The sequence below is a fragment of the Bacteroides sp. genome, from assembly GCF_052357945.1.
Classification (GTDB): domain Bacteria; phylum Bacteroidota; class Bacteroidia; order Bacteroidales; family Bacteroidaceae; genus Bacteroides.
This window is the reverse complement of the sequence record NZ_DAWCXD010000002.1, coordinates 85,539-111,387: the sequence shown is the minus strand read 5'-3', so window position 1 is coordinate 111,387 and position 25,849 is coordinate 85,539. Positions and strand designations below refer to the sequence as shown.

15 protein-coding genes are annotated in these 25,849 nt (G+C 43.7%); 3 read left to right on the top strand and 12 right to left on the bottom strand.

The window, feature by feature from the left end; all coding sequences use genetic code 11:
• Positions 1-44: 44 nt before the first annotated feature.
• Both ACT8YW_RS01090 and nifJ read left to right on the top strand, forming a co-directional pair.
• Positions 45-1,223, top strand: a complete 1,179-nt coding sequence (locus tag ACT8YW_RS01090) for an ATP-binding protein (protein WP_444103709.1) — start codon at positions 45-47, stop codon at positions 1,221-1,223.
• Positions 1,224-1,255: 32 nt separating this feature from the next.
• Entirely contained in the window at positions 1,256-4,804 is a 3,549-nt protein-coding gene (gene nifJ, locus ACT8YW_RS01085; RefSeq protein WP_444103708.1) for a pyruvate:ferredoxin (flavodoxin) oxidoreductase, read from the top strand.
• Positions 4,805-4,956: 152 nt separating this feature from the next.
• On the opposite strand, the gene ACT8YW_RS01080 is transcribed toward nifJ, so the two are convergent.
• The 4 genes from ACT8YW_RS01080 to ACT8YW_RS01065 form a co-directional block, all read right to left on the bottom strand.
• Complete coding sequence (locus ACT8YW_RS01080) at positions 4,957-5,823, bottom strand: glycine betaine ABC transporter substrate-binding protein (protein ID WP_444103707.1); 867 nt, start codon at positions 5,821-5,823, stop codon at positions 4,957-4,959.
• A gap of 20 nt (positions 5,824-5,843) precedes the next feature.
• On the bottom strand, positions 5,844-6,668 hold the full coding sequence (locus ACT8YW_RS01075) for an ABC transporter permease (RefSeq protein WP_444103706.1): 825 nt from the start codon (positions 6,666-6,668) through the stop codon (positions 5,844-5,846).
• A complete protein-coding gene (locus ACT8YW_RS01070) occupies positions 6,665-7,891 on the bottom strand; it encodes a quaternary amine ABC transporter ATP-binding protein (protein WP_444103705.1) in 1,227 nt (408 codons plus the stop codon). The genes ACT8YW_RS01075 and ACT8YW_RS01070 overlap by 4 nt, the downstream gene beginning before the upstream one ends.
• A gap of 297 nt (positions 7,892-8,188) precedes the next feature.
• A complete protein-coding gene (locus ACT8YW_RS01065) occupies positions 8,189-8,527 on the bottom strand; it encodes an MGMT family protein (protein ID WP_444103704.1) in 339 nt (112 codons plus the stop codon).
• Positions 8,528-8,610: 83 nt separating this feature from the next.
• Here ACT8YW_RS01065 and ACT8YW_RS01060 point away from each other — a divergent pair, with 83 nt between their 5' ends.
• A complete protein-coding gene (locus ACT8YW_RS01060) occupies positions 8,611-9,999 on the top strand; it encodes an LruC domain-containing protein (RefSeq protein WP_444103703.1) in 1,389 nt (462 codons plus the stop codon).
• An 80-nt stretch (positions 10,000-10,079) separates the two neighbouring features.
• On the opposite strand, the gene ACT8YW_RS01055 is transcribed toward ACT8YW_RS01060, so the two are convergent.
• The 8 genes from ACT8YW_RS01055 to ACT8YW_RS01020 all read right to left on the bottom strand — a co-directional run bounded on the left by ACT8YW_RS01055 (position 10,080) and on the right by ACT8YW_RS01020 (position 25,755).
• Positions 10,080-12,863 (bottom strand): substrate-binding domain-containing protein, encoded by a 2,784-nt coding sequence (locus ACT8YW_RS01055; protein ID WP_444103736.1) that lies wholly within the window; start codon positions 12,861-12,863, stop codon positions 10,080-10,082.
• A gap of 434 nt (positions 12,864-13,297) precedes the next feature.
• Positions 13,298-14,185, bottom strand: a complete 888-nt coding sequence (locus tag ACT8YW_RS01050; RefSeq protein ID WP_008025948.1) for a carbohydrate kinase family protein — start codon at positions 14,183-14,185, stop codon at positions 13,298-13,300.
• Positions 14,186-14,220: 35 nt separating this feature from the next.
• Positions 14,221-15,387, bottom strand: a complete 1,167-nt coding sequence (locus tag ACT8YW_RS01045; RefSeq protein ID WP_004300990.1) for an MFS transporter — start codon at positions 15,385-15,387, stop codon at positions 14,221-14,223.
• 559 nt (positions 15,388-15,946) lie between these two features.
• Positions 15,947-17,803 carry a DUF4980 domain-containing protein gene (locus tag ACT8YW_RS01040; protein ID WP_444103702.1) on the bottom strand — a complete coding sequence of 619 codons (1,857 nt, stop codon included), beginning with the start codon at positions 17,801-17,803 and terminating at the stop codon, positions 15,947-15,949.
• 100 nt (positions 17,804-17,903) lie between these two features.
• A complete protein-coding gene (locus ACT8YW_RS01035; protein ID WP_444103701.1) occupies positions 17,904-19,472 on the bottom strand; it encodes a glycoside hydrolase domain-containing protein in 1,569 nt (522 codons plus the stop codon).
• A 17-nt stretch (positions 19,473-19,489) separates the two neighbouring features.
• Positions 19,490-20,875: a DUF4960 domain-containing protein gene (locus tag ACT8YW_RS01030; RefSeq protein WP_444103700.1), complete on the bottom strand. Its 1,386-nt coding sequence runs from the start codon at positions 20,873-20,875 to the stop codon at positions 19,490-19,492.
• A 26-nt stretch (positions 20,876-20,901) separates the two neighbouring features.
• Complete coding sequence (locus tag ACT8YW_RS01025) at positions 20,902-22,614, bottom strand: RagB/SusD family nutrient uptake outer membrane protein (RefSeq protein ID WP_008651889.1); 1,713 nt, start codon at positions 22,612-22,614, stop codon at positions 20,902-20,904.
• Positions 22,615-22,641: 27 nt separating this feature from the next.
• On the bottom strand, positions 22,642-25,755 hold the full coding sequence (locus tag ACT8YW_RS01020) for a SusC/RagA family TonB-linked outer membrane protein (RefSeq protein ID WP_195649706.1): 3,114 nt from the start codon (positions 25,753-25,755) through the stop codon (positions 22,642-22,644).
• Positions 25,756-25,849 lie beyond the last annotated feature (94 nt).

Below are 25,849 nucleotides of genomic sequence, written 5' to 3'. Positions count from 1 at the left end.
TAAAAAAAGCAGTATATTTGCCACCCGAAAAACAAAGAACTGAAATGGAATCATTCTACCGCACACACGCCTACCTCGTTGAGCACACCAATGCCCCCGTTCGCCGCGATCTCATGGACGAGATCGACTGGAGCGACCGCCTGATTGGTATCAAAGGGACACGTGGCGTAGGAAAAACCACTTTCCTTCTCCAATACGCCAAAGAGAAATTCGGGAACGACCGTTCCTGTTTGTTCATCAACATGAACAACTTCTATTTCTCGGGTCACAGTATTGTAGACTTCGCCAACGAATTTCAGAAACGTGGCGGAAAAGTATTGTTGATCGACCAAGTGTTCAAACACCCAGAATGGAGCAAAGAGCTACGCATGTGTTACGACCGTTTTCCTAATCTGAAGATTGTCTTTACCGGCTCATCCGTGATGCGACTGAAGGAGGAAAACCTTGAACTGCGTGATATCGCGAAGAGCTATAACCTGCGCGGATTCTCTTTCCGTGAATACCTGAACTTACAGACAGGCATGAAATTCAGGGCATACAGCCTCGAAGAAATTCTTAGCACTCACGAACAGATTGCCAAAGGAGTACTCTCTAAAGTTCGTCCGCTGGATTACTTCCAGGATTACCTGCATCATGGGTTCTATCCGTTCTTCCTCGAGAAGCGTAACTTCTCGGAGAATTTGCTAAAAACGATGAACATGATGGTGGAAGTAGATATCCTGCTCATCAAACAAATTGAACTGAAATATCTTTCAAAGATAAAAAAATTACTATATTTGCTCGCTGTCGACGGACCGAAGGCTCCAAATGTAAGTCAACTGGCAAGCGACATACAGACATCTCGCGCCACAGTGATGAACTATATCAAGTATCTGGCAGATGCGCGACTCATTAATCTGGTTTATCCGAAAGGGGAAGAATTCCCTAAAAAACCGTCAAAGATAATGATGCACAACTCCAATCTGATGTACTCCATCTATCCGGTGAAAGTGGAGGAGCAGGATGTACTCGACACATTCTTTGCAAATTCTTTATGGAAAGACCATAAGGTACATAAAGGAGATAAAAACGTTTCTTTTATGGTGGACGAAGTAATGCCGTTCAAAATTTGCCAGGAAGGCGCAAAGATCAAGAACAATCCGAATGTGACGTACGCGTTGCATAAGGCTGAAATAGGTCGGGGCAACCAGATACCTCTCTGGATGTTCGGCTTTTTATATTAAAAGATTTATTTACTTAAATATTTAATTTAGTTATGACTAAACAGAAGAAATTCATCACTTGTGATGGTAACCAGGCTGCAGCGCATATCTCGTATATGTTCTCTGAAGTAGCAGCTATCTACCCCATCACTCCTTCTTCGACTATGGCTGAGTACGTAGACGAATGGGCTGCCGCAGGACGTAAGAACATCTTCGGCGAAACAGTATTGGTACAGGAAATGCAATCTGAAGGTGGTGCTGCCGGTGCAGTTCACGGTTCTCTTCAGGCTGGTGCGTTGACTACTACTTACACTGCTTCCCAGGGTCTTCTCCTGATGATCCCTAACATGTACAAAATTGCCGGTGAGTTCTTGCCTTGCGTATTCCATGTATCTGCTCGTACATTGGCTTCTCACGCATTGTGTATCTTCGGTGACCACCAAGACGTAATGTCAGCTCGTCAGACTGGCTTTGCTATGTTGGCTGAAGGCTCTGTACAGGAAGTTATGGATTTGGCTGGTGTTGCTCACTTGGCTACCATCAAATCTCGCGTTCCGTTCATGAACTTCTTCGATGGTTTCCGTACATCTCACGAAATCCAAAAGATTGAAATGTTGGAAAATGATGATCTTGCTCCGCTGATCGACCAGGAAGCTTTGGCTGAATTCCGTGCCCGCGCACTGAACCCGATGAAACCGGTAGCTCGTGGTATGGCTGAAAATCCTGACCATTTCTTTCAACATCGTGAATCATGCAACAACTACTATGAAGCAGTTCCTGCTATCGTAGAAGAATACATGAATGAAATTTCTAAGATCACAGGTCGTAAATACGGTTTGTTCGATTACTATGGTGCAGAAGATGCAGAACGCGTAATTATCGCTATGGGTTCTGTAACAGAAGCTGCCCGCGAAGCTATCGACTACCTGGTAGCAAACGGCGAAAAAGTGGGTATGGTTGCCGTACACCTGTATCGTCCGTTCTCTGCTAAACACTTCCTGGCTGCTGTACCTAAGACTGCTAAGACTATCGCAGTTCTTGACCGTACTAAAGAACCGGGTGCTAACGGCGAACCTCTTTACCTTGACGTTAAAGACTGCTTCTACGGTGCAGAAAATGCTCCGGTTATCGTTGGCGGTCGCTACGGTTTGGGTTCAAAAGATACTACTCCTGCTCAAATCCTTTCAGTATTCGAAAACTTGGCTATGCCAATGCCGAAGAACCACTTCACTATCGGTATCGTAGACGACGTTACTTTCACTTCTCTTCCTCAAAAAGAAGAAATTGCTTTAGGCGGCGAAGGTATGTTCGAAGCTAAATTCTACGGTTTGGGTGCTGACGGTACAGTAGGTGCTAACAAGAACTCTGTAAAGATTATCGGTGACAACACTGACAAACACTGCCAGGCTTACTTCTCTTATGACTCTAAGAAGTCAGGTGGTTTCACTTGTTCTCACTTGCGTTTCGGTGATAATCCGATCCGTTCTACTTATTTGGTAAACACTCCGAACTTCGTTGCTTGTCACGTTCAGGCTTACCTGCACATGTACGATGTAACTCGTGGTTTGCGTAAGAACGGTTCTTTCTTATTGAACACAATCTGGGAAGGTGAAGAACTGGCTAAAAACCTGCCTAACAAGGTTAAGAAATATTTCGCACAGAACAACATTTCTGTATACTATATCAACGCAACACAGATTGCACTGGAAATTGGTTTGGGTAACCGTACCAACACGATCCTTCAATCTGCATTCTTCCGTATCACAGGCGTTATTCCTGTAGAACAAGCTGTTGAACAGATGAAGAAATTCATCGTTAAGTCTTACGGCAAGAAAGGTGAAGACGTTGTAAACAAGAACTATGCTGCCGTTGACCGTGGTGGTGAATACAAGACTTTAGCTGTTGATCCTGCTTGGGCTAACCTGCCGGATGATGCAAAAGCTGAAAACAACGATCCTGCATTCATCAACGAAGTAGTTCGTCCGATCAATGCACAAGATGGTGACTTGTTGCCTGTATCTGCATTCAAGGGTATCGAAGACGGTACTTGGTATCAAGGTACTTCTAAATACGAAAAACGTGGTGTAGCTGCATTCGTTCCTGAATGGAATCCAGAAAACTGTATCCAGTGTAACAAGTGTGCATACGTTTGTCCTCACGCTTCTATCCGTCCGTTCGTACTCGATGCTGAAGAGCAGAAGGGTGCTAAGTTCGAACAACTGAAAGCAGTAGGTAAAGTATTCGACGGTATGACATTCCGTATCCAGGTTGACGTTCTCGACTGTCTGGGTTGCGGTAACTGTGCTGACATCTGTCCGGGTAATCCGAAGAAGGGTGGCAAAGCATTGACAATGAAACACCTCGAAAGCCAATTGGCTGAAGCTGACAACTGGACTTACTGTGCTGAAAACGTGAAGACTAAACAACATCTTGTTGATATCAAGTCTAACGTGAAGAACTCACAGTTCGCTACTCCGTTGTTTGAGTTCTCCGGCGCTTGCTCTGGTTGTGGTGAAACTCCGTACGTGAAATTGATTTCTCAATTGTTCGGTGACCGTGAAATGGTTGCTAACGCTACCGGATGTTCTTCTATCTACTCTGGTTCTGTTCCTTCTACTCCGTATACTACAAACGAAAACGGACACGGTCCTGCTTGGGCTAACTCACTGTTCGAAGACTTCTGTGAATTCGGTTTGGGTATGGAATTGGCTAACGAAAAGATGCGTGCTCGTCTCGTGAAAGTGATGAACGAGGCTATTGCTGCTGATTGCACTCCTGCTGAAGTGAAAGAATTGTTTGCTGAATGGATCAACAATATGCTGGATGCGGACAAGACTAAGGAATTGGCTGCTAAGATCATTCCGGTTGTTGAAGCTAACAAGGATAAATGTAACCACTGCAAACAAATCGCTGAATTGCAACAATATCTTGTAAAACGCAGCCAGTGGATCATTGGTGGTGACGGTGCTTCTTACGATATCGGTTACGGTGGTCTTGACCATGTAATCGCTTCCGGTAAGGACGTTAACATCCTCGTTCTGGATACTGAAGTTTACTCTAACACAGGTGGTCAGTCTTCTAAAGCTACTCCGGTAGGTGCTATCGCTAAGTTCGCTGCTGCTGGTAAGCGCGTACGTAAGAAAGACCTCGGTCTGATGGCTACTACTTACGGTTATGTATATGTTGCACAGATCGCTATGGGTGCTGACCAAGCTCAAACTCTGAAAGCTATCCGTGAAGCTGAAGCATATCCGGGACCATCTTTGATTATCGCTTATGCTCCATGTATCAACCACGGTCTGAAAGCAGGTATGGGTAAGAGCCAAGAAGAAGAAGAAAAAGCTGTTAAGTGCGGTTACTGGCACTTGTGGCGTTACAACCCGGCTTTGGAAGAAGAAGGCAAGAACCCATTCCAATTAGATAGCAAAGAACCGAACTGGGAAGATTTCCAAGGTTTCTTGAAGGGTGAAGTTCGTTACGCTTCTGTAATGAAACAATATCCTGCTGAAGCTGAAGAACTGTTCAAAGCTGCTGAAGAAAATGCTAAATGGCGTTACAACAGCTACAAACGTTTGGCTAGAGAAAACTGGGGTGCTGAATAATAGTAATACCCTATAAATATAAAACGGTAATCTTGTAGAAGATTACCGTTTTTTTATTGTATGAACTCTGTCCAACATAAACAGTACTCCCTTTTTCCCACTAGAGTTCATGTCTATTTTATATTTAAAATTAAAAATAACAATGCTCCAATCTATTTATTCTCTGACTTCGGAATCCAACTATCCACCAACTGCCGATATTCATCCCTCCATTTGCGGGCTATTTCTTCTTCATCCATCCGGGCATCCTTCATAGCTGTCATAAAAGAGCTAAGTTCTTCTGTCGTTAGTTTGATGTTGCCAAAGAATTCGGCAGCAAACGGATCTTTCTCACTGAATCCTTTCCATGCAATAGCATGTATTTCTTCCAAGTCTCCATATACTTTCTTCGGATCATCCAAGAATTTCAAATCAAACTGGTCGAACATCCAATGTGGTGTCCACCCCGTGATGACAATCCATTCTCCTTTGTCCATCGCTTTTTTCAAAGAAGCCAGCATGGTGGAACTACTTGAAGTCATGAGGGTATACCCATCAAGTCCGTAAGCAGCAATGGCCTTATCGGTCGTCTTCATTATCCCTGCTCCCGCATCAATTCCTACTATTTCAGAAGAGAAACGGTCTTTATTAGCTTCCAGCTCACTAATAGACTGGATCGTAACATATTGAGGAACAACCAGTCCTACACGGGCTTCTCCATACACCTCACCCAGAAATTCGATGCTGTCTCCATACTGATCCATATAATCTTTCATCGTTATTGGTAACCAGGCATCCAAAAAGACATCAGATTTCTTTCCGGACATAGATACAAAGATGGGGGCAAGGTCAGCATTTTGCAGTTCAACCTCATATCCATGTTCTTCCAATACCACCTTAGCCAAATGACTCATGGCAATACCTTCCAGCCAATTGGCATAGGCTATTTTTACTTTCTTTTTCTCTAAGTCTGAATTAGTACAGGAAGCCAGCAAAAGCATAACTGACAATGCTATTCCTACTATTTTATATATTCTCATACGTATTTTATCCTTTCCGTTTAGTTCTTATTTTTTCGTCCTGCCATTCCTTGTGTGATACGGTCTAAGATGATAGCTAAAATAACAACTGCGATACCACCTTCAAACCCAAGTCCGATTTTCATTTGGGTAATACCTTTCAATACAATTTCTCCCAGACCACCGGCAGCAATCATGGCAGCAATGACAACCATAGAAAGCGACATCATTATTGTCTGATTGACACCTGTCAGGATGGTTGGCAACGCCAAAGGAAGCTGCACTTTATACAATAACTGCCAACGGGTAGCCCCGAACGAACGGGAAGCTTCCACTACATTTTTAGGAACTTGCCGAATTCCCAATCCGGTAAGGCGGACCACAGGAGGCATAGCAAAGATAATGGTGGCAAACACTCCCGGCACTGCTCCCAATCCGAAAAACAAAACGGCAGGAATCAGATAAACAAAAGCAGGCATCGTCTGCATCAAGTCGAGAACAGGACGGAGTATTTTCTCTGCACGCGGACTGTTTGCCGTCCACACTCCTAAAGGTACACCAACAATCAGAGCCAGACAGGTAGATGAAAAAACGAGAGCCAGGGTTTGCATAGTAGCCTCCCAAAATCCCATTTCATAAATCAGTAATAATCCCAATGCGGTGAAAATTGCCGTACCACGTCCTGCCTTCATCCATGCGAGTGCAGCAAGCACTAGAATGGTTATATAAAAAGGTATTCCAAAAAGTACGTGTTGGAATCCTATAATAAAACTACCGATGCCTGCATTTATGGCATCAAAGAAAGTGGAAAAATGTACCATCATCCAATTGATGACCATCTCTATATATTGTCCTATATTTATCATAAATCTATTGCGTTTTGAATTATTTCGTTTATTTCTGCTTTATCTTTTCCGGTCACTTCGATGATTAAGGAGGAAAGCGGGATTGTTCCTAAAAACTCATGCGTCTCATCAATCACCCATACCGGCGAATTGCTCTTTGTCATTAAAGGAAGTATATCCTCCAACACTGTATCCTCCAATACAGAATGTACTTCGGTACGCACAATCGTTTCAATGGATTTTTCCTGTCTGCTACGTAACTTAAGCAGGTCGTTCAGACGTACTTCTCCGACCAGTTTATCATCGGCGTCTATGACAGGTAATACGGTGATATTCTTCGCACGCATCTTACGAATCAATACTTCAGGTCCCTCTTTCTTCAGACGGGCCACCAGTGGTTTGTCAATCATTAAAGAAGAAGCGGTGATAATTTTACTCCTGTCCACGTTTTCAACAAAACGAGCTACATAATCGTTAGCCGGTTCGGTCAGTATTTCTTCTGAAGTACCTACCTGCACCACCTCTCCGTCTTTCATAATAGCAATACGGTCGCCCAGTTTAATCGCTTCACTCAAGTCATGGGTAATAAAGACAATTGTTTTTTTCATCTTCGACTGCAAAGCCAGCAGTTCATCCTGCATTTGCACACGAATCAGAGGATCGAGCGCAGAGAAAGCCTCATCCATTAAAAGCACTTCGGGATTATTAGCCAGAGCGCGGGCCAGTCCGACACGCTGTTGCATTCCACCAGAAAGTTCGCCTACCATCTGATTTTCATATCCTTTCAATCCGACAAGCTTCATACTTTCCATCGCTTTCTTTTCACGTTCCTCTTTCTTCACTCCCTGAAGTTCGAGGCCGAACGCGATATTGCTCAATACAGAACGGTGAGGCAACAGACCAAAATTCTGAAAAACCATCGCCAGCTCTTTCCGGCGAACCTGCAATAATTCTTTTTCGGATATTTTAGATATATCTACTCCGTTTACAAGCACTTGCCCGGCAGTAGGACGTATCAGACGATTGATACAACGCAGTAATGTCGATTTTCCACTTCCCGAAAGTCCCATTATCACAAAAAACTCTCCTTCATTAATTGAAAGATTGGCATCTTTCACTCCTACCGTACAACCGGTATCTTTCAGAATTTCCTCTTTACTCTTATCTTTTTTCAACATCTTGAGGGCTTTCTGCTTCTCGTTACCAAAGATAAGGTACAAATCCTTTATTTCTATTTTACTCATATAATATATTGGTTTAGATTATAATATTTGTTTTGTTTTCAACTGCCGCGTTCCTCATTCTCACTTACGATAAACAAGTTGAATGTTCGCATGGTTCAGTCATGTCACATGGTAACATGACGATCCGACGTTTTTTAAATGGTTAAAAAAACAGACTGAGTAGTTTAAAAGGAATAGAATTTGATAAGATTATCCTCTCAATGAACAGTAGAAAACAGTATTTTCATAAATAAATAACAGTCTGTTCTTGCATATTGTTGGCACAAAGGTAAGGAAAATAGATTAAATATGCAAATTTCATTCAGATACGGAGTAATTCCAAAGATGCTTTTTCAAGTCTACGCATCCATTTTGCTTGAAAGAGATCCCTTCTTCCAGCAAGAGTCGTTTCTGCTCTGTCCAACCGGGAACAAGGCGTCCCGACGCATTGACAACCCGGTGACAAGGCGCAGATAAACCATCCGGAACCTGCTTCAATGCACGCCCCACCATACGGGAACATTGAGGTATTCCCAATAATGCGGCAATTCCCCCATAGGTAGAAACTTTACCTACTGGAATTTCCCGAACAACCTGATACACCTCTTGACAAAAGGATGCGGAAAGGCTCGCCTTATCTACTTTATAATCTTTCATCACTCAAACATTACTTTATTTCAGTCCCAAAACTAGATAAAAAGAAAAGAATTTGCAAATAATAAAAGCAATTCTAATAAAATATGCAACTTTATTTGCTTTATTTACAAATAATCCCGACCTTTGTCCCTATTAAAAGCACCCCTATTATTAACAAAACAAGCACTGCTGTTATGAAAAAGAAGACTGTCCTGTTCGTTTCTTGTTTATTGGGAGCACTGACTTTCAGCTCCTGTGAGAAGAACCTTTATGATGAAAGCAAGCAACCTGAAAAAGAAATTCAAGTAAAAGACCTGGATATACCCGCAGGCTTTCAATGGAAATTAACTCAAGTAGCCACAGGAACAGTAGCTGCTACTACCCCCATTATAGTTTCCTTCTTTTTGGATGAAGCATGTAGTAAAGAAGAGAAAATAGCCGACATTCCTGTAGATACAGAAATTTCAAGTCTCCCTTTGAGCATCCCAACCTACGTAAATACATTGTATGCCCAGTACAAAACCAGCACCAATGAAACAAAAAAAGTAGCCATACCTGTAAATGCAGATAGAAGTTTCTCACTGAACATTGCTAATGATGCCAAATCCAAATCTAACACCACCCGGTCAATCACTCGTGGGCATGATATAGAAGATGACATCCAATTGTCAAAAGGAGTCATTTTTCATCCCAAAGATGGTTGGGGAACAATCATGTTTGAAGACCAATTCCCATCATTAGGAGATTATGACTTTAATGATTTTGTAGTCAATTATAAGGTGCAGTTCCAAGGTATTAAAAAGGTTGACAAAAAATACACTGCGCAGTATATACAAATAGGATTACGTCTAAAAGCCATCGGAGGAATATTCCCTTATTCTCCTTATTTAAGACTGAAAGAAATAGATTCTGACGAAGTGGAAAGTATAGAAGTTTATGAAACTAAAAACGTGATTCCTGCGATCAACGGAGTAGATCTTGTCCCCAATAAACATCTTATCATTGATTACAGCCCTTTAATTAAGAATCTGGCTAAACCTGCAGGCAGCCAATATTATAATACAGAAAAGAATGCTTTGGTAGCAACAAGTGATTTACCGGAGATCAATATTCTGATCACCCTAAAGAAGAGAAAAGAAGTAAAGGAAATATTAGAAGGCGATGAATTCGACTTGTATTTAAAACGTAATGATAGCGGAACAGAAATCCATATGAATGGTATTGAACCGATCACTTACCAATATCCATTCAATGATAAAAATCTGCTACCGATATATACAAACGGGGACGAAGAAGATGATAATTATTATTTTAGTGCAGGACGCCTGATTTGGGGATTAAGAGTACCAGGCAACGCAGCGCATGCTATTGAAAAAGCTAATTTCTTGGAAGCCTATAAAGGATTTGCAAAATGGGCGCAAAGTAGTGGCAAAAACGAACAAAACTGGTATAATCAAGGAAACGCAGATAAAAGTTTATTGATTCATAACTAACACATATCAATAAATCCCGGTAAACATTGAAAATTCAAGTTACCGGGATTTATTGTATTCTGACGTGAATAGTTTTGATTCTATCCTTTCCTCTTCAGCAAATCTGTCGGACTTTCTCCAAACTGTTCCCGATAGCATTTGGTAAAATAAGAGGGAGAACTGAACCCAACCTCATAACCAATCTCCGCCACTGTCATATCCGACGAAGCAAGCAAGGAAGCAGCTTTCTTTAAACGAGCGATACGAAGCAATTCATTCGGAGAATAATTAGTCAGGGATTTTATTTTGCGATAGAGTTGCACACGACTTAATCCCATATCCTTACCCAAATCCTCTACATTCAAATTTGAATCTCCCATCTTTGCTTCAATCAAAGCCTTGAATTTTTCCACAAAGTCTTTATCCATATCGCAAACATCCTCTTTCGCCAACGTTTGTCCGTCACCAAAGAACTGTTTCAGGCGGCGATGTGAATCTATCAGATTACGAACGCGTGCCAACAGCAATTGCGAACTGAAGGGCTTGGAGATATAAGAATCCGCACCTCCGTCATACCCCTGAATCCGTTGTTCATCCAAAGAACAAGCTGTCAATAGGATGACAGGAATATGGCAGGTTTGCAGTTCGCTTTTCAGACGACGGCAACACTCTATTCCATCAATACCAGGCATCATCACATCAGAGATTATCAAGTCCGGGACATATTTCATTGCTTTGCGGATGCCCTCCGAACCGTCTGCTGCTTCAATAACAGTATAATCGGTATGGAGTAATCCGCGTACATACGAACGGATATCCGCATTATCATCAATTACCAAAACGGAAGGTTTGGAAGAATCATAGCCTTTTCCCAGTTCCTCTTCTTCGACAGCTAAAGTTTCATTCAGGTTGGAAGAGGCGGGAGAACCGGGAGAAGCAGAATTTAAAGGAACTGCAGAGATTGATGACTTTAGAGAGTCTTCGGCCAGAATAGTCTCACAAGTCTGTACCGGTAAATCAACGGTAAAGACAGTACCCTGCTTTTCATCACTTTCCACAGAAATTGTACCTTTATGCAATTCAACGAAAGCTTTGACCAATGCAAGTCCGATTCCCGAACCGGCATGGTGCATGTCTATTTTATAAAAACGATCGAAAATGCTCCGGATATGTTCGGTGGAAATCATTGAACCGGTATTGGCTACAGTAAAACGAATCCAGCGAGTATCCTCTTTCGTTAAGGAAGATAAACGAACCGTTATCTTTCCATTTTCCGGTGTGAACTTGAACGCATTGGAAAGAAGATTAAAATAAATACGTTCCAACTTTTCCATATCCGCCAATGTATGGTAATCCGTATCCGGCATATTATCAAAAGAGAAATGAATGTGTTTCTTCCGGGCCGCTGTAAGGAATGATTCGTTCCAGCCCTCAAAAGAGGAAAGAACATCTACCTGAACAGGTGTATATTCCATCTTACCGTTCTCGTATTTACGGAAATCCAGAATCTGATTGACAAGACGCAAAAGGATATTCACGTTTCGTTGAATCAGCATCAACATTCGATGCTGATCTCCACTTAGTGTATGATCGGCCAATAAATGTTCTACCGGATCGGCAACCAATGTAAGCGGAGTACGGAAATCGTGAGATATATTTGTGAAGAAAACCAGTTTGGCATGCGTTGCCTCTTCCAGTTGATGAGAAAGCTGGATGAGCTGGTCCCGTTGCTCTTCCAGTTTGTCCCGCTGCTCTTCCAACTGTTTCTTCTGCTCGGAAAGTTCCTTATTCAGACGATTTTTAGCACGGAGAGATTTATAGACTACCAATAATAAACCTGCCACCAATAGAAGAATAACCAAACCACCATACATCACCACCTGCTGTGTAGCAACCCGAGACAGATATCCGCCGATACGTCCGTTCAATGTTTCAATCTTCTGATCCAGTTCCGAGATATGAGTCGTCTGAAGTTGCATGACATGCGCATTTGTACGGTCGACCACCGCAGTGTTCATGACCGTTTCCCGGGGATAAGGCTTTTTCTCAAGGATATTCATTGCCAGTTGCATCACTTTGTCGCCATTGGTCGGATAAATAAAAGTAGCATTCAACACACTGTCGAGCACCATTTCCAATCCGTTACCTTTGCCGGGGAGAGCATCGATACCGACAAAAATCATTTCCTTCTCCCGTCCCACTTTCTTTGCAGCCTGATAAGCTCCCGGAGCAATACGGTCATTATGCGCATACACGGCGTCTATCTTCGGATGCCGACGGAGCATACTATCCATTTCCACTTCCGCCGGTTCACGCTCCCACGCAGCATCCGCTTTATCAATCAGTTTGATATCCGGAAAGTTACTGATAGCAGCCATAAATCCTTGATGGCGTTCCATGGCAGGAGTTGAGCCACCCAGTCCGGTAAGTTCCACCACATTCCCTTTTCCTTTCAGGCTCGATGCAATATAATTACCTACCGCACGTCCTATTTCATAATTGTCGGCACCGATATAGGCAGTATATTTATCAGAAAGAATCTTCCGGTCTACCAGGATGACAGGTATTCCCTTTTGATAGGCTTCCTCTACAATCGGAGTCATGGGGGCCGCTTCGTTGGCAGAGATAATCAATAAGTCAACCCCTTCATCTATAAAATAATGAACGTCTTCCGCCTGTTTACGATTATCATCCGCAGCCGACCGGATTTCAACCGATACTCCATCATAAAACATTGCTTCGCGGAGAATTTCATCATTCATCTTATGCCGCCAGGAGTCATCACTACATTGCGCCACCCCGATACGGAAACGCGGTGCATCCTGCCGACAAGCCGTCATGCCAAGAAGACAGAGCAAGACTGCTATCCACTTCGTATATCCCATCATTCTAATCATTCTCATTTTTTTCGTATTTCTTTCTATGACCTAAATAGACGATTGAGAACAAAAATAAGAAATAAAACTGTGAGTATGCTATCTATCACCCAATTATTCTAATCATTACCCTCCAAAGAAATGCAAAACAGTTCCCAATATTCAACCGGAAACTATTAACAAAAGTATAAAGCGTAAGACAAACACTCAATAAATGTTATAAAACATCTCTTTTTATTTGCATTATTTGCAGATTTAGCAGAAGTCCGTATCTTTGCAATGTGTTTTTCATAGTATTAGATTTAAGGTTAACAAAGGTTGGAGCAAGGCGTTGCTCCTTTTTTTATGCCCCTACCTCTCATATCATACGAATCATGCAAAAAGAACAAGAGGTATATTCCCACGGATGAGATATACCTCTATACTTACTTTCCATCAAACAATTACATCAGTCTGTCTTTCAAAACCTGCGGAAGTTCGGGCATTGCACCGCTTTGCGTGCAGACATAAGCAGAAACTTCAACAGCAAGTTTGTGAGCTTCGGGAACCGGTTTTCCATTCAAAATGGAAGCACAGAAAGCAGCCGTAAAGGAATCACCTGCCCCCACCGTATCGGCAACCGGAACTCTCGGTGTCTCCTGGAAAGAGACAACACCCGGGGTAAACACATAACTGCCATTAATTCCGCAAGTCAGAATCAACATCTTCAGGTTGTATTTTGCCAACAGAATCCAACATTTATCCTGTAAGTCGATGCCGGGATAGCCAAACATACGGCTGATGGTCACCAGTTCTTCGTCGTTTATCTTCAGAATGTTGCAACGGCGGAAAGATTCGCGCAATACCTCTTTGGTGTAGAAGTCCTGGCGGAGATTAATATCAAAGATTTTCAGTTGTCCGTCTATGTCGGGCATCGTATCCAGAAAACGGTTGATAGTGGCACGGCTCACTTCATTACGTTGAGCCAGGGAACCGAAGCAAACGGCACGCGTACTCAATGCCAAACGTTTCAGTTCATCCGTAAAAGGTATGTTATCCCATGCCACGCCTTCTTTGATTTCGTAACAAGGCACTCCCTCGTTATCCAGTGTCACCTGTACCGTACCGGTAGGATAATCCACTTGTTCAATCTGCGTTTTCAGTTTCTTCTCGTTGAATACGTTCAGAATCTCGTCTCCCAACTCATCCTTGCCTACGGCACTCACCACGCGACTGTCAAAACCAAACTGTGATACATGATAGGCAAAGTTTGCCGGAGCACCACCTATTTTCTTTCCTTCGGGCAACACATCCCAAAGTGCCTCGCCCATTCCTACGATTATATTATTCATGATCTACGGATTTTATTGTTTCCAAAGTTATAAAATTATTTTTTAATACGGAATGTATAGAACAAGAGATAAAGCACGCCCACTGTCATTACGGCTACTGCCCCACTCTGTCCCATGGCATCGGATGCTACTCCCATAGCCAACGGAAATACCGTGCCGCCGAACAGTCCCATAATCATCAGACCGGAAACTTCATTTTTCTTACCCGGCAGGTAAAGCAATGCCTGCGAGAAGACTACGGAGAACACATTGGAGTTGCCGAAACCAATCAGACCGATGCATACATAAATCATTGTCTTGTCATGGAATATAAACAAACCTGCCATCGCTATCAGCATCATCACAACGCTAATGCCGAAGAAAGACTTCGGTGACATTTTGCGTAAAATGAAAGAACCGAGAAAGCAGCCTGCCGTACGGAAGATGAAATAAAGGCTTGTTGCAAAAGCCGCATCATCAAGGCCCATGCCGAGACGTTCCATCAAAATCTTGGGGGCAGTGGTATTTGTTCCCACATCAATTCCAACGTGACACATGATACCGATAAAAGAAAGCAGGATAAACGGTTTGCCAAGCAAAGCGAGACATTGTCCGAAAGTAGATGGTTTGCCTTCTTCTTTTTCCTCTTTAATCTGTGTGACATTGAGCAACAGGATAGCAATGACGGCTACAATCATGTAAATCGGGAACAGGATGCGCCAGCCCAAATCGAAAGTCGGGATGGCTTGTGTCGCTCCCCACATGGCAATATAAGGAGCAAGGAAAGAGGCAATGGCTTTCACAAACTGGCCGAAAGTCAGGCTACTTGCCAAACGGTCGCCACGTACGATGTTAGAAAGCAACGGATTCAGGGAAGTCTGCATCAACGCATTTCCGATGCCCAGAAGGGAGAAAGAAATCAACATCAGCATATAGCTGTCTCCGAAAACCGGCAATAACAAAGAAGCAAAAGTCACAAGCAAACTAAGCAATACGGTTTTCTTCTGACCGATGCGGCTCATCAACATGCCTGTGGGTACGGAGAAGATGAGGAACCAGAAGAATACCAGTGAAGGGAAGATATTCGCCTGCGAGTCCGACAGACCGAGGTCTGCCTTTACATAATTGGAGGCAATGCCTACCAGATCAACAAATCCCATGGCAAAGAAGCAAAGCATCACCGGGATTAGTTTGGAAAGGGAAGAGTTTTTACTGTTTTCCATTGTTTTTTTTATCTAAATATGTTATCATCATTTGTTTATATCATAAATCTAGGCACGGATTAGGCGGATTACACGGCTTCTCGAATGATGGCTGTCAGATAGCAACCCTGTAATCCGCGTAATCCGTGCCTAATAATATAAAATTATATTTTGCATGAGTACTTATTCTATTTATATCATGCAGTTATATGATTCAATTTACAATCTGCTGTTAGTCGTGTGGGTACTTACCGTTAGTTATCTGTTCGTCGCCTATATGAATCACGCTCTCCTTACTGCATCAATACCTCAAGCCTACGGTATTTTTATCTTAAACCTACGGTATAGTAACCTTGAAGCTACGGTATTATTAACTTCCCACGGCCGTGGTAGGAATTCGTCATGGCTGTGGGAAGATCTTTCCACGGCCATGGTAGGAACTCGTCACGGCCGTGACGAATCAGCAATACCGTAGGTTTAACACAAGTATATCCCTACTATCCACCTACTATCCCTTAAGGAAAGACGTATTCATCCATAGGGAAACAAATAAAGAGCACATAGGGCGAACAAGAGATATTTATGGCTTCAACTTATGAACCACAAACGAATCTACTTTATAAGCTCCTCCTTTACTGTAAAAGTTGATATGATTGTAAGGTTCCGAAGGGAATACCTGATTGGTCATCACAAAACGTCCACCATCTCCAAAGGCTTCCACACTGGATTTATCCACAAACAGACGGAGTTTCAATGCCTCTTTGCCGCCTTGTTCCTCGTTTCCACCTTGTTCAATTGCTGTCCAGGTCAACATCGGGAAATTCTCATTGAAGCTGACCTCTCCGCTCTTGCGACGATCCATCGAGAATTTCTTTTCTTTCATGTCATACTGCATATCCACTTCTTCGCCTTTGTCATTGTAGAGACGGAAGCCGATTACGTCTGCACGTTGATTTTCAATTGTCAATTCTATTTCGTATGCACCGTCATTGCCGGGAATCATTTCTTTAATTGTGCGTGTTCCGTTTACTTTGAACGAGCGTTTCTTGGAAGCATCACGCAAAGCCAGCAGTTCGGGAGAGGGAGCTGATTGGAGGTAAGTCTCACCATCTACGGTAAACAGGCTCAAGTCGCGGGGAACGGAGTTCGGACTACGGTATTGGGAGGTAGGAACATCGTTTGCATATTGCCAGTTGCTCATCCATGCGATAGCGATACGGCGGTTGTCAGGAGCATCGCTCCAAGTCACGGTGGCATAATGGTCTTTTCCCCAGTCCATCCATTTGGTTTTGGAGGGTGATTCGTTTACAAACTCTTTTCCGTTGAAGGAGCCTACAAAATATTGAGTAGCCGAGTCACCGAAAGGACCGTCGCCGAGGCTGCAAAGCAGTACCCATTTCTTTTCATTTGTTCCTTCTACCGGGAGTTCGAACAAGTCGGGACATTCCCAAACGTTTCCGTGTGCGCCGTGTCCTTTGCCGAAGCTGCTTTCAAATGTCCAGTCTTTCAGGTTGGGGGAAGAGAAGAATTGCATTTCCTGCCCTACTGCTAATACCATGATCCAGCGTTTGGTGCCTTCGTACCAGAATACTTTCGGGTCGCGGAAGTCACGGGCTTCAGATACTAATACGGGATTGTTTTCGTATTTGGTAAAGGTACGTCCGTTGTCGGTGCTGTAAGCAATACTTTGCACCTGACGGTCGCCGTTTTGTGTATAGATGGCGACGATGGCGCCTGCACCAAAGCCGGCGGTATTATAATGATCTATCACGGCGGAGCCACTGAAGATAGTGCCGAATGCATCCGGGGCGATTGCCACGGGGCGATGTTCCCAGTTTACGAGGTCTTTGCTGATGGCATGTCCCCAGTTCATATTTCCCCATTTGGAACCGTAAGGGTTGTATTGGTAGAAAAGGTGGTATTCGCCGTCTTTATATACCATTCCGTTCGGGTCGTTCATCCATCCGTAGAGGGGAGAAAAGTGATAGGTGGGACGGAACTTTTCACGGTTGCTTGTATCGAACGTGTCGGACAATTTCATTTCCTTGCAGCAAGCGGTGTTGTCCGGCGAAAGGTTGACACGAACCGGGTCGTTGGAGTTCATTTTAAATTTGAAAGAAATTAGTTTGCCGGAATAGTCGGAAAGGTCTACCGGAACAAAGTAATCGACTTTATGGATAGCCAGACGGACATCGAAGTTCTTTACCTCTTTATTATTAACAATCATGCTGATACGCACATCGGGCGATGCATCTTCTACGGGCAACAACAGATACTTCTGGTTAGTGTTGACACGTACGAGGCAATGTCCTTCTCCTAAATCTTTAATTAATAGAGGAGAGTTGTCCGCACGGGCGGATAGAGAGATATTCATCACAATCATACAAAATAAAACCGCGAAGGTTTGAATTTGTTTGGAAGAGAGTCTTAAATTCATGCTTTATGGTATTAAGGTTGTTACAGTGCAAAGATAGGCGCTCCGGGATGAAACGCCTATCACTTTTGTTTCAAACACTGTAAAAGATGTTACTTTTCTATTAATAGGTGCTCACTTGAATATCTGATACAGTGATTTCGCCTTTATAACAGCAGAGTGACCACGGATTCTTCTGCATTTGATAGATGCGGTTCGTGAAAGATAACTGATCGTTGATGTAAGTCACACAAACCGACTGGTCACTGTAAATCGTCACCCGGTATTCATTATCGGACGGGATATTGAATTTGTTATCAAACAAGTATTTGGCATTGTCACCGTCTTTCTCGAAGTTGGCTTTACCCTCGTCAGCGTTGACGTGGATGCTATACCATGATTTGGAGTCCGTTCCACGGACGAAAGAGATTCCAAAACGATCTGTATTCGAGGATGCTTTTACGGTAAAGGAAATCTTGTTGTGCACTTTCAACCGGTTGAAGATGACGGAAGCTCCTTCGGCCAACGTATAGGTTTTACCGCTTTCTGTTACGTTTCCGTCTTTTGCCATCACTTTTACTTCTTGTGCAGAAGTGTATTTACGGTCGATTGCATCCGGAACTCCAAGGGTTAACGTACCGTCTTCGTGCTGAATCAGACGTTGTGCCACCAGGTTGCCAGCCCATTCGGGTTCTACATCTCCTACGTTTCCGTTATCATTACCGGCACGGGTGGGACACCAGCCCCAGATGTAACGGTTGGTTCCATCGGAAGCAGTCTTGCCTGCATAGAATGCACGGCTATCCAGCATACCTTCCCGATTGTCCGGCCATATTCCGGCATCATTGGCGGTGGTTGCTTTCAGTTCTTCAAGTGTTCTGCCTTTGAAGTATTGTACCTTGCGCATGAAGGAAGCTTGTTCCGAATAGACCAAATACCACCAGTCTCCCATCTTGAATACATCCGGACATTCATAGAAACGGTCCCACATCATGGTCATAAATGTGCCGGCAGACGCCCACTCTTTCAGGTCAGTAGAGGTGAATTCGGCAATGTGTCCTTTTCCGTTTTTACGGGTGGCAATCAGCATGTGATAAACGCCGTCTTCGGTCTGGAACAGGAACGGGTCGCGGAAGTCATTCTTGTCATAGCCGTACGTATCTCCTTTCAGATAGAAAGTGCGGTTCTTGGTCCATGTTTTAAAGTCGGGAGAGGTGGCTACCATGACTACCTGTGCATTCTGGTCGGAAGAAGGTTTGAATTTATTGCCGGTGTAGAAGGTATAATAGAGTTTATCAGTCGGATTGTAGATCGTACCTCCTGTACCGATGGCAGCATCCTGTTCGTCACGACCTCCACAGGGAATCAGTTCGCCGAGAGATTCATAAGTAGCACCGTCTTTGGTGGCCACCCCGAAAATGGGGTGGTAAGTAGCTTCGGGGTTCGGACGGTAGTCTTGCAGGTACATCACTTTAAAGTCTTTGGCAACCGGATCATAGAATGGCATCGGGTCACCGATAAAACCTACCTGCGGTTTATAGTACATCGAGAAGTCATGTTCGTCGGCCGATTGGAAGTAAGTGACTGTACCATCCCAGTCTCTTTGAGTCAATACGGGATCCATCTCATCACTGCAAGCAGTCATTGAGGCCAACAGCATGGTGATTGCTATATGTAAGATCATATTTTTCATAATTATTGCTTATTCTTTTATTTACATAAGTAGTTGATTGCATTCAGAGTCATTTGCTCTACGTTGCAGTGGTAGTAGTCGGCAGAGGCGTCTACCCCTTTAGCATACCAGTCGTAACCACCGTAGCCGATACAGATCGTACGTCCGCTATTGGCGCGTGGTTCGAATTCGGCAATGACTACCGCACCGTCGTCTCCACATGCTACATTGATTCCTCCTGTCAAGCTACGCCATGCGTTCAGATCCTCATAACCTCCCCAGTCTGTTCCGATATGCCATTGTGCCGTACTATTGGTAGTCGCATAACCAGCATCAAAGGTATAGACTCTTGTTTTGTCACCATCTTTCCATCTTAAATCCTGAAATAACGGATGCGACTCGTTGCCGACAATTGGAAAGCTCCATGCCCCATCAACGACTTCGGGTGAGTCTTCACTTATTCCCCAACTGTTGTTTGGTACACGCTCGTCTTTTGCAATGCTAAGGTCCTTAATATAGAAAGTTGCATAGCGGGTCAGCAACAGGTTACCACCGTTTTGATAGTAGACTTTAAATTTCTCTACGGCAGCTTTTGCATCATCCGGCAAAGGAGGATTGTTGCCATTATCTGCGTGGAAGTGCCACCAGATTGCGGTATATTTACCTAAATCAACCTTTCCATCTACTATATCTTTGAACGAGATATATTCGGACATTGATATATTATCCATCATCCATTGGGCAGCGGTTTTTTCTTCAGGACTTGTCAGCTGGCTCACGGAAGAAGCTGTACCGACAAAGGCAGTCGGAATCACATTTCCTTGAGTGACTGTCACTACATAAGGAGTCACTGCCGAACGGTAAGTTGCCGTATAGATGACAGGATTTGTAAAGTCCTGGATACTTCCGGATGCCGGAGTCACGGTGGCTCCATCTGATACGGTAAATGTACCTTTCAGCTGGGTGATGTCCACCGTCAGCGGCACAACCACGGATATCGTTTTGGATAACTGATCTACCTTACCCACATAAGTATCATTCAGCTTGAAGGTCAGAATCTTCGCCTCATCTCTCTTCACGGTAATCGTGTAGCTCATTTGTACATCACCATTCTTCACTGTCAAAGATACGGGAAGAGAAAAGTCGATGGTCTCACCGATAGCGATGCTGGCCGTAGCTCCTTCGGAAAGATTCATTTCTGTGACTGCCATCCGGGTTACGTCATAATCGTAAGGAACTCCTACTACGATTGTTTTATTCTGATAATCGATCGTTCCCGCGTGTGCATCCAGCTTGATAGCGTTCACCCATACATCCCCGTCCAGACGAAGATTGGATTTGAAGTCATCACTACATCCCGTGGCTGTCAGACATGCTACAGTCACCAACAGGATTGTATAAAGTTGTTTTATGATTGATTTCATGTTATTCTTTGTTTTAAGATTGATGGTTACCAACCGAAATTCTGTGTATAATTTCCATTACTAGCACTGATCTGTTCGAATGGAACAGGGAGGTATTCGTTCTTATTTTCTGTGAAACCTGCATTCTTGTAGACAGAGCAACGGGATGCTTCGGTCACATAATAAGCATTGATGACGTCTTTGGCTTCTCCCCATCTTACGAGGTCGAAGAAACGTGAGCTTTCCATTCCGAACTCTACACGACGCTCCCATTTCAGCATTTTCATCGCTTCGTCCTGTGCATAGGCTTTCAGTTCATAAGGAGTTACTTTAAAGTTTACTCCGTACTCTTCTTTGTAATTGAAAATCAGCATGGTACTTCCGGCTGCACGACTGCGGACATCATTGATAAGTGAGATAGCGTCAGCGATACGTCCATCGTTCAACTGTATCAGGGCTTCGGCACGCATCAGCAATACGTCTGCATAACGAATGACGATATGGTTCAGAGAACTTGCCCAATAAGAACCTTTCTTCAAACAGTCACAATCCGGGTCTACATTCTCTTTGAGAGAAACATAATATCCGTAAAGTCCCTTGCTACGGCTCCAGTCATCATTCTTCTGAATCATGTAGCCTTCGTTGTATTTATAAGGGAAGCCCGGCATACCTACCGTGTGGAATAAACGGGGGTCTACATTGTCTGACGTAACCTCGTAGTTCTCATTATCATAAGTGCTGAACAGCGGTTTTCCCTGCGAATCAGTTTTGAAAGCATTCACCAGATTCTGGCTTGGCTTATGGAAATCACAGCAACCGAGTATTTGCGGAGTTGTCAATCCCATTCCCCAGTTCAGGTTACCGTTGTAGGTTCCGTCGTTGATAGAATACTGAATGGCCCATACAGATTCTGAACCATTTTCGTATTGCGGCAGGAAGTTCATGCTATAATCAGTTTCCAGTCCGTAACCGGCTTTGGCCATGATAAGGGGATCGGTATATTTCACCACCTGTTTCAAGTCTTCCTCGTTGATACCGGTAAGGTTGTTGTTCACTCCGTCCTGGCGGTAAGCCTTATACAGGTAGGTCTTTGCCAGATAAGCGGCAGCGGCAGCCTGGGTAGGACGTCCTTTTTCCATTTGTATCTCCGGCAGATTGTCGTAAGCAAACTGGAAGTCGTCTGCTATCTTTTGCCATTGTTCGTTATTGGTATAAGTGGTATTCGAAAGCTCGTTGTAAGCATCCGGGTCCATGTTTTCATCGTTCACGATAACAATCTTCTTGAACAGTTGCTTCAACATAAAGTGAGCATGACCGCGCAGGAATCTCATTTCAGCAATGCGCTGGTTCTTCAGCGGATAAGTTTTTTCATCCATCAGGTCGAGTGACTGTAAGGCTGTGTTGGCACGAGTGATGCATTGATACAGTCTTTTCCATATATCGTTGATGTTCCAGTCTGTAGTGTTGATACCTTTGGAAATCTCCAGTGCGTTGAACACACCACCGTCTTCTGTTCCGGAACCACCTTTATAACAATCGTCGGAACGTACATCATAATTCCAAAGAGAGAAAGAAGAGTTGATATCGTCACCTGTCGCCCAAATGGCGTAGGCTGAAATCACGAGGTTGTCCACGTATTCGGGAGAAGCGATCTGATCTCCGGTCACAATGCCCTGCGGAACCTGACGATCCAAGAAATCGTCACAACTGCTTGTCAGCAAGGTAAATCCGATGGTTGCTATATATAATATCTTTTTCATAATCGTTCGTTTTATAAATGAGGTGAATTAAAATCCGATGTTAAGTCCGAATGTGATATTCACAGGGATCGGATAAGAGAAGTTCGGATTCTCCGGATCTTCTCCCGTAAAGTCCTTACTTTTGATAGTCAGCAGGTTTTGTGCACTGCAATAGAAACGCAAGCGTTCCATTCTCAACTTCTTGGAGATGACTGCCGGAACTGTATATCCTAACTGGATATTGCGCAGTTTCAGGAAAGAACCGTTTTCTACAAAATAAGTGGAGACGCGCTGTTCATTGTTTGTATCGCTACGAGTCAATGCCGGGATATTGGAATTCGGATTGGTAGGCGACCAGGCATTGAGCAAACGGGTTCCTTTGTTCAGGAAGCCGACATTGGCTGCACTCCAGAAATCGCTTTTCTTCTTTACGTCACTAATGATATCCACTCCCTGCACGCCTTGCCAGAACATAGTCAGATCGAAGTTCTTATATTCCAGATAGATATTCAAGCCGTAGCTGAAAGAAGGAGTAGGATCGTAAATCCATTCCTGGTCTTTTTCATCAATCACACCGTTGTGGTCGATGTCACGATAGCGAATACGACCGACAGCTGCTCCTTCCTGGGTAGCATGATTGTCAACTTCTTCCTGTGATTTGAAAATACCATCGGCAATGTAACCCACTTGTGCATTGTAAGTATGTCCGACTACACTCTTTACTCCATTACCACCAAACTTACCATTAGCGGCTACCGTTTCCGGTAATTCAAGAATTTCATTCCGGTAGGTGGAGATGTTTCCATTCAGGTCGTAAGTCAGTCCGAAAGCAGTCTTGTTACGATAACCCAGATTGAATTCAAAGCCTTGGTTTTTCATCGCACCCGAATTAATCCAACGGCTGCCACCTTCTCCCAATACTCCTACACCGGCCATTTCGGTCAGGATGTCGGTTGTTTTCTTATAATAGTATTCCAATGAACCATAGAGGGATTGTTTGAACAGGCTGAAGTCGATACCGACATTGGTCTGTGTGGTTGTCTCCCACTTGATATTATCATTTCCGATCTGGTTACGTTTGAATCCGGAAGGTAGAGTGCTGCCTCCATTGGAACCGGTAATATCGTATGCTGTACCATAGCTCTGACCTCCGAAGGAATCTGTCGTACCATAGTTAGGCGCGTAAATCGTGTAACGGGCAAGGTTGGAAATTTCCTGATTACCGGTCTGTCCCCATGAAGCACGCAGTTTCAAATCGTCCAGCCAAGTCAACTCTTTCATAAAATTTTCCTGCGTGATGCGCCATCCCAAAGATACGGAAGGGAAAGTGGCGTAACGATGATTTTTACCGAAGCGGGAAGAACCGTCACGACGAATAGTCAATGAAAGCAGATATCTGTCAGCATAAGAATAGTTCATTTTACCGAAGAAAGAGACAAGTGAATAACCTTCACCGGCACCGTAAGCCTGTGCCGTACCACTACCTGCATCGGGCCACATATAATCCGGGGTAAGGATAGAGAAGTCTTCTTTATATCCGGAGAAATGGCTGTCATCTTCACGGTTCAACTCCATACCTGCCATCACGTCTCCACGATGTTTGCCTATCTCCAACTGATAAGTGGCAATGGCATTCCACATCCATTTGGTCCAGTGTTCCTGTTTGGCTTCTACTGCACTCTTGCCGTTGTTGGTCTGTGTTCCTTCCTGATAAGGATAAGTGAAGTAACGGGCTTGTTTGTTAGCATAGTCCAGACCGAAAGTAGACCGTACATTCAATCCTTTGAAAAGGCTTAAATTCACATAAGCATCACCGAACATACGCCAGTACGTGTATCGATTGTCTTTATTGTATTCGAGTACGGCACGAGGATTACGACGGTCCGGCCATCCTCCTACCGGTCCTCCCCATGAACCATCCGAAGCATAAACGGGAATGGCGGAAGGAATATCCAAAGCAGTTTCGATAATTCCGCCGGGAGCTTGCACTTCCGAAGTACGGTTTAATGTGAAATGCTGACCGATGGTCAATATATCATCAATCAATTTATAATCGCTGTTCATACGGGCCGAGAAACGGTCGAAGTCTGTATCTTTAATAACGCCCAGGTTTTTATAGTAGCCCAATGAGAAGAAGGAAGAACCTTTTTCCGAACCGTTGCTGACAGACAGATTGTATTGCTGGATAACACCTGTACGGGTGATTTCATCAAACCAGTCGGTATCTGCCACAGGCATCGTATTCTTCGAATCCAGATATTTGGAAAGACTCATACCATATAATACCGGATTTCCATCGGCATTGTATCCCCAGTTGTAGTTATATCCCAAGGCATTACCATTCGGATTCTCGCCATCGTTTACATAGGCCTGCCACATGGCACGTCCGTACTGTTCCGTATTGAGCACATCCATCTTGCTTTGGTACATGGAGGCAGAAACCGAAGCGTCAAAGTTTACTTTGATTTGTCCTTTTTTGCCTTGTTTGGTAGTAATGATGATAACACCATTTGCGGCACGCGAGCCATAGATAGAGGCCGAAGCTGCATCTTTCAGCACTTGAATGGATTCAATATCATTACCGTTCAATTCGTGCATACCAGCTTTGGTAGGAACACCGTCGATGATATAAAGCGGATCGTTGTTGTTCAACGTACCGATACCACGAATACGCACGGTAGCCGATCCGCTCGGATTACCATCGGCAGTAATATTCATGCCGGGAACACGTCCTTGAAGGGCTTTTACCGGATTGTTCTCACCTTGTTTCTGAATTTCATCTACTTTTACTACGGAAACAGCACCGGTCAAGTCAGCTTTTCGCTGGGTAGTATAGCCTGTCACAACAACTTCATCCACCATTTGAGTGTCTTCTTCCAATAGTACATTAACGATTGTAGCCGATTTTACGGTCACCGGTTTATAACCAATATACGTAATCTTTAAAGTAGAGTTAGCCGGAACCGAAAGGGTGAAATTACCATCTAAATCAGTAATTGTTCCATTAGTAGTAGCTGAAGCTTCAACAACAGAGGCACCGATAACCGGCTGTCCATCCGTTTTAGAAGTTACGTTTCCCTTCACCGTTATGTTTTGTCCCCAAAGGACTGACATGAAAGTAAACAGGAAACAAACGCTGCAAAGAAGTTTTTTGTTCTTCATAATACTAAGCATTAGTTTGATGTTATTAAATTAAAAGTACGAATTTTATCTTTATCGATGATGCAAATTACGGTTGATTTATATCAATCGACTG